Raw genomic sequence first — 5867 nt, 5'->3', positions numbered from 1 at the left:
GCAATTCGGCCTGCAGAAATTCGCTCCGCGAATTTCTGGGGCTGGCTACGGGGTGGGTTGCGGTCTGCCCGTGCTCCACTCGGATTCTTTATCCGAGGTTTTTGATGTTCCGTCAAAGCCTCTTTCACAAAGGAAGTTCGGGTAAAGCGTGGACTCTTGGACCGGAATGCCGACGGTTTCAAGAGGCCTACTTGAATGCTCCCTGCTCGTCATCTGATTTCGTATACTAAAAATAGGTCTAGGGCGAAACTTCGGACGCCGCAGAGTCGGGGGTAGTTTTCCAGCAGACGCCGAATCTATGGGCCGTCAGGAGGCCTTCCTCGGCCGGATCAAGTCGCCGGCGGGGTTCGAGGCGATACTGCACGATCTCCGCAACGGGGACGGCCTGGTCGTGCGGCAGGACGATGCGGATCGGAGGACGGTGGCAATGAGCGGTTCGGCATGTTGGTGCGCTCAGTGTGGCGCTGTCGGGGATCTTGGCACCCGGGGTTGCTGAAGTGATCGTCAGGCCGACAAGGGCAGATGGTCCTCCCCGGTCAGAGCTGTGGCGGGACAGTGGGGTGGACGCGCGGGAGGTTGCCGGCGGGACGGTGTCGGTTGAGCGAACGCACCGCTCGCAACCGCTGTTGCTTGAGTGGCGAAAGGGGGCAGTGCGTCGATGAGGTTCACCCGTTCATGGCGGCCGTGCGAGGAACCATGGACTCGGCGAGTTGTACGGGTGGGACGGTTGACGCCCGCAACTGTGGTTGGTGGGGGCCGATCCGGGGACTCCGAGATGGTTTCCGCCGGCGGTGCTGCCGACACCCTGGACGGAGCCCTGTGCTGCGGCGCCGGCGTGGTTGGCGCACTCGTTCCCGGATGCCGGGGAAAGGAGCCCCCCGCGCCCAGGCCCCCGGCCCATGCCGGGGTCACAGCAGCCTGGCCCCCAGGCACAACAAGGTGACGTCAGCGGCACGGACAACGGTGCGACAGCTCATGTGCTGACGAACGAACGCATTAGAATGTGGGCACGGGCGCTGCCCCGGCACCCTGGGTTCCGAAACACGCTGTCAAATGTTGCCGATACACGCCCTGGACCGGCAGGAGCCGTCACGCCGTTTGCTCCGGGGCCTTCCACGCCGTGCGTTCGGCGTACGCGAGCCAGTCCAGGTACCACTGGGCGAACGTCATACGCTCCGCGCCATTGTGGTGTTTGGGTGCTACGCCCTCGCCCAGGGCCTGGACGTCGTCCCAGACGGTGCCGGCCTCCGGGCCGGTCACGGCGAGGATCGTGTAGTAGCCACAGCCCTGGCAGCCGAGGTAGAGCGTGCCGGTGAAGAGTTCCTCGCGCAGGGCGTCGTCGCGGGCGTCCCAGGCGCGGTAGGCGGCGGAGAATTCCTCGGCGTTGGTGAAACGGTCGCCGGTCGGCTCGTCGTATTGGTGTGCGTCGAAGAGGGCGCCGATCTCCTGGGGGCGGAAGGGCACGGCCAGGTTCTTCGCCTGTGCCTTGCTGCGCTCGGTGCCGGGGCGTAGAGGGAAGATTCCGTAGTCGGGGCCGGCGCCGCCGGCTCCTACCTCCAGGAGGAAGGTGCGGTATTCCTCGGGGAGCCGCACGCCGATCTCGCGCTCGAGGTCCTCGAGCTCGCCGGGGGTGAGCGGGGGCAGGAGTTCGAAGCGGTGTCCCTGGTCGTCGAGCCAGACGGCACCGAACACCTCACTCATCCTCGGAGCCGTACGCAGCGCCAGCACGCGCTCGCGTACTCCGGTCCATATGTTCGTCACGCATTCACGTTATCGGGTGGCGAGATGACGACCGTCTCAGGTCGATGATCATGTTCGTCTGGGGCGTTGGGGTGTTTTGGTGTGGACTCACCGTGTGGTCGCGGCGGTGTCGGTCATGTTCTTGGCCGGCCGGGCTGGTGTCGTACGCGAACATGGCGGGCAGCCGTGCGGCGGGTCGGCCTCTTTTCGTGGGGTCGGTGGGTGCCGGCGGCGGGGACCATCCGGAGGCAGGGCAGTGATCATCACCGTCGTCGTCGCCGTCTGCGCGCTGGTCGCGGGCGTTCTCGGGCGGCGTCCGCTGCGTCGGCAGCTCGCGGAGGTCGAGACGCCGACCCTGACCGTCCGCGACTTCGTGCTGCCGCTGCAGGCCCTGACGGTGTTCGTGCTGGCCTACGTCCTGGTCACGGCTTCCAGTTCCCACAGCAGGGCCGAGGAGGCCGTACGCCAGGAGGCGCGGGTTCTTGATCATATGTATGAGGCGGCCGACTTCGTTCCGGCCGAGCCGCGGCGACGTCTGCAGGGTGACATCACCTGTTACGTGCGCGCCGTCCGCTCGAGGGAATGGCCTGCCATGGCTCATGGCCACAGCTCGAGCGCCCCGGAGACCTGGAGCCGTGGCATTCACAGCACGTTGAGGGGTCTTGACACCAAGGGCACTCCCTTCGGGCAGCTCGTCTCCGGTGACGAGAAGCGCGACGAGACGCGGCAGACGCGCATCGCGGAATCGACGCCCACCATCCCCGGCCCGGTCTACTGGCTGATGCTCGCCAGCCTCGCCGTCCTCGTCATCAACCTCGGCCTGTGCCTGCCGGCCACGAAGAACCTCACCGTCACCCTCGGTCTCGTCGTCTTCACCGCCCTGCTCACCGCCACCCTGCTGGCCACCCGTGACGTCGACCGCCCCTTCGGCGGCATCATCCTGATCAAGCCCACGCCACTGGCCACGCTGGAACGCCATATGTCCGGTCAATACGCCGCTGCTTACCGGCAGGACCGTCTTCCCTGTGATCAGGAGGGTGACAGGCGTGCGGCGTGAATCCCCGGGTGGTTCGGTGGAGGGGGTCAGACGGGGTGCGGCGCTTGGGGAGTGGGCTTGCGGGGGACCAGGGCGGTGGTGGCGAGGGCGAGGAGGAGGGCGGCTGCCGCCAGGTAGCTGCTGGTGCTGAGGCCGTCGGTCATGGCGGCGTGGGCTGTGTCGGTGATTCGGGTGGTGGAAGGGACGGAGGTGGTCGTGGCGCCGGCGCTGTCGGTGATGGTGGCGGCGATCGCGTCGGCTTGGGGAGCGGGAGTGCCGTCGGCGGTCAGGCGGGTGCGCAGGCCGGTGCCGAGGGTGGTGAAGAAGACCGTGGTGAGCACGGCGATGCCCAGGGCGGAGCCCAGTTGGCGGAAGGCGGACTGGACACCCGCGGCCTGCCCGGACAGGGGGCCGGGGATGTCGGCGAGGACGACGTTGGTGACCTGAGCGGTGGCGAAGCCGACGCCGACGCCGTAGAGGAGAAGGGCCAGTGCGACGGGCCACCAGGGGGTGTCCGCGGCGGCGACCAGGGCGAGGAGGCCGAGGCCGGCGGCCTCCAGCGCCAGGCCCAGGCGGACCTGTCCGAGCGGGGTGATCCTGTGCGCCGCTCCGAAGCTCGCGCCGCCGGCCGCGAAGCTCCCCACGGCCAGCGGCAGCAGGGCCAGGCCGGCTTCGAGCGCGCTGTAGCCGAGGGTGAACCGGAGCCACAAGGGCAGTACGGCGATGATGCCGAACTCGCCCAGGCCGATGATCACCGTCACGATGTTGCCGTTGCGGAAGGACGCGACGGAGAACAGCCGCGGGTTCATCAGCACCCGTGCGCTGTCGCCCTGTCCGGCGAGGGCCGTTTGCCGTCGGACGAACGCCGTCAGGGCCGCGCCTCCCAGGGCCAGGGCGGTCAGGGCGGGGGACGGGCCGTCGCTCCACGGGCCGAGCGGCCGGGTGACGGTCAGCCAGCCGTAGGTCCGTCCTTCGACCAGGCCGAAGGCCAGGAGGCCTAGTCCCAGGGCGGACAGCAGCGTGCCCGTCGCGTCGAGGCGGCCGCCGCCACGGGGTGAGGGTGTCAGGAGCGCCGTGGCGCCGATACAGAGGAGGACCGCGAGCGGCGCGTTGATCCCGAACGCCCAGCGCCAGGAGGCGTGTGCCGCGAGCCAGCCGCCCAGCAGCGGGCCGAGCGCGGACGCCGCGCCGATGGTCGAGCCCCAGACCGCGAACGCGCGTCCGCGTTCCCTTCCCGTGAAGGAGGAGTTCAGCAGGGCCAGGGAGGTCGGCAGGATCATCGCGGCTCCCACTCCCTGCAGGAAGCGGGCGGCCACCAGCCATGGTCCGGTGGGTGCCAGAGCGGCCGGCACGCTCACGGCTCCGAAGACGGCGATGCCCAGCACGAACACCCGGCGGGCGCCGACGAGGTCGGCCACCCGTCCCGCCGGCAGAAGCAGCGCCGCCAGCACGATCGCGTAGGACTCCTGCACCCACTGCGCCTGTGTGGAACTGACGCCGAGGTCCTCGACCACCGACCCGACGAGCACGTTGACGATCGTGCTGTCCACCACGATCAGGGCCACCCCCAGGGCGACGACGATCAGCGCCGACCATCGACGGGCCGGGGGCGGGGCGGGGTTCACCGCATCCACTGGATACCTCCATAGTGAAGTTACTTCATAGTGGAGTAATTCGGTGGTGAAGGTAGAATGGCGACGGTCGGACTGTCAACGTCGGCGCCGGCGTTCGCCCGCCGGCATGAGGCGAGGAGTCACCTCGGATGCGGGAGCCCAGTACCACCGAAAGCGTCGCCGCCCAACGGGCCCGGCTCGCGAAGGAGTTGCTCGCCTACGGAGCGGGCTTCACCGAGCTCGGACGGCGCTTCGCCGCACGCCTCGGCGTGCACTCCACCGACGCGTTCGCCCTCCTGGAGATCGCCTCCGCGGAGGAGGCGGGGAACCCGCTCTCCCCAGCGCTGCTGAGCCGGCGGATCCCCCTCTCCTCCGGAGCGATGACGGCACTGCTCAACCGGCTCGAACGGGCCGGCTACGTCTCCCGTACCCGCGAGCACGCCGACCGGCGCATCGTGACCCTGCGCAGCGACGGACGGGTCAAGGAACTGGCCGACGAGTTCTTCGGACCGGTGAACCAGCGGCAGGACGCGGTGCTGTCCGCCTGCCCGCCGGATGTGCTGGAGCAGTTCGAGGCTCTCCTGACCCGTCTGCGCACCGCGCTGGACGGACCGGATGCGGACGCGGCGGACGAGGGCGTCTGACATCAGGCTTCTTATGCTGTCTCAGATTTCGCTGCCGTCCGTGTAGTTCACTTTCGTCTCTCTGGTCTTATGCAATTCCGGTTCCGAGCGGGTGGAGATGCGGAAGTTCCGATTTCGATAATGGAGACGGGAATGGACGGGCGGTCATCCGGTGTCGTTCGGCAAGGGTGCTGCCCAGGGATTTTCCATTGAGCGACGGGGATTCCCGCATTCCGAATGCGTGACCCGGTGGGTGACGGCGCCGGGAAGCAATGAACTCTTCCGTTCGCCCGTTCGCGCCGGTAGTGTTCGACAGAGCTCCCTGTCGGAGACACGGGATCGACGCTACGCCCAGGTGGGATACCGGCCGTACGCGATCTCCGTTCTCGTATATTCGGGCAGCGACGGACACGTGGGGACGCGTTGCCGCGCGGGGGCGGAATGCAGCATGCACGGAGGTTTCCGCGGCTCCGTGTGCGCAGAAAGATGGGGGACCATGCCGCATTTATCGTCCGACCCTCCCGACCTGCTGTCCGAGGAATTCAGGAAACACCCCTACCCGGCTTTCGCCGTCCTTCGCGAGCGGTTCCCGCTCCTCCACGACGAGCGGCTGGGCGCCTGGCTCGTCAGCAGGTACGAGGACGTGTCGCGCGCCTTCCGGGACGTGGCCGCCTTCTCCAGCCGCAGCTGGGACGACCAGTTGCGGCCCCTCGTCCGCCGGAGCCTCCTGGGCATGGACGGGGAGGAGCACACGCGGCACCGCCGGCTCATCTCCCCGGTATTCCAGCGCAATCGGCTGGCCGAACGGCTCTCGTCCGTCGTCGAGGCTTCCGCGCGGCAACTCGTCCACGCCTT

The 5867-nt window shown here is 68.4% G+C and carries 4 protein-coding genes and 1 pseudogene; 3 read left to right on the top strand and 2 right to left on the bottom strand.

The annotated features are described in order from the left end of the window. Positions 1 to 1089: 1089 nt before the first annotated feature. A complete protein-coding gene (locus tag JNW98_RS14220) occupies positions 1090 to 1761 on the bottom strand; it encodes an SMI1/KNR4 family protein (protein WP_223768562.1) in 672 nt (223 codons plus the stop codon). A 235-nt stretch (positions 1762 to 1996) separates the two neighbouring features. On the opposite strand from JNW98_RS14220, the gene JNW98_RS14215 reads away from it, so the two are divergent. Beyond that, positions 1997 to 2797: a bestrophin-like domain gene (locus JNW98_RS14215; RefSeq protein ID WP_223768561.1), complete on the top strand. Its 801-nt coding sequence runs from the start codon at positions 1997 to 1999 to the stop codon at positions 2795 to 2797. Between the two features lie 26 nt (positions 2798 to 2823). Here the strand turns inward: JNW98_RS14215 and JNW98_RS14210 are convergent, their stop codons facing one another. After that, the gene (locus JNW98_RS14210; protein ID WP_223768560.1) at positions 2824 to 4410 is read right to left on the bottom strand and encodes an MFS transporter; all 1587 of its coding nucleotides are present in this window, start codon (positions 4408 to 4410) and stop codon (positions 2824 to 2826) included. A gap of 128 nt (positions 4411 to 4538) precedes the next feature. Here JNW98_RS14210 and JNW98_RS14205 point away from each other — a divergent pair, with 128 nt between their 5' ends. Both JNW98_RS14205 and JNW98_RS14200 read left to right on the top strand, forming a co-directional pair. Next, positions 4539 to 5033, top strand: coding sequence for a MarR family winged helix-turn-helix transcriptional regulator (locus JNW98_RS14205; RefSeq protein ID WP_223768559.1), 495 nt, complete (start codon positions 4539 to 4541; stop codon positions 5031 to 5033). Positions 5034 to 5508: 475 nt separating this feature from the next. Next, positions 5509 to 5867: pseudogene (locus JNW98_RS14200) on the top strand (cytochrome P450); the annotation flags it as partial.

This window comes from Streptomyces huiliensis (assembly GCF_020037025.1).
In the GTDB taxonomy this organism is placed as follows: domain Bacteria; phylum Actinomycetota; class Actinomycetes; order Streptomycetales; family Streptomycetaceae; genus Streptomyces; species Streptomyces huiliensis.
This window is presented reverse-complemented; position numbering and strand designations above follow the sequence as displayed.

Excerpts from the sequence above, each read along its gene's own strand:
- JNW98_RS14205 (WP_223768559.1), top strand. The coding sequence starts at position 4,539 with ATGCGGGAGCCCAGTACCACCGAAAGCGTCGCCGCCCAACGGGCCCGG.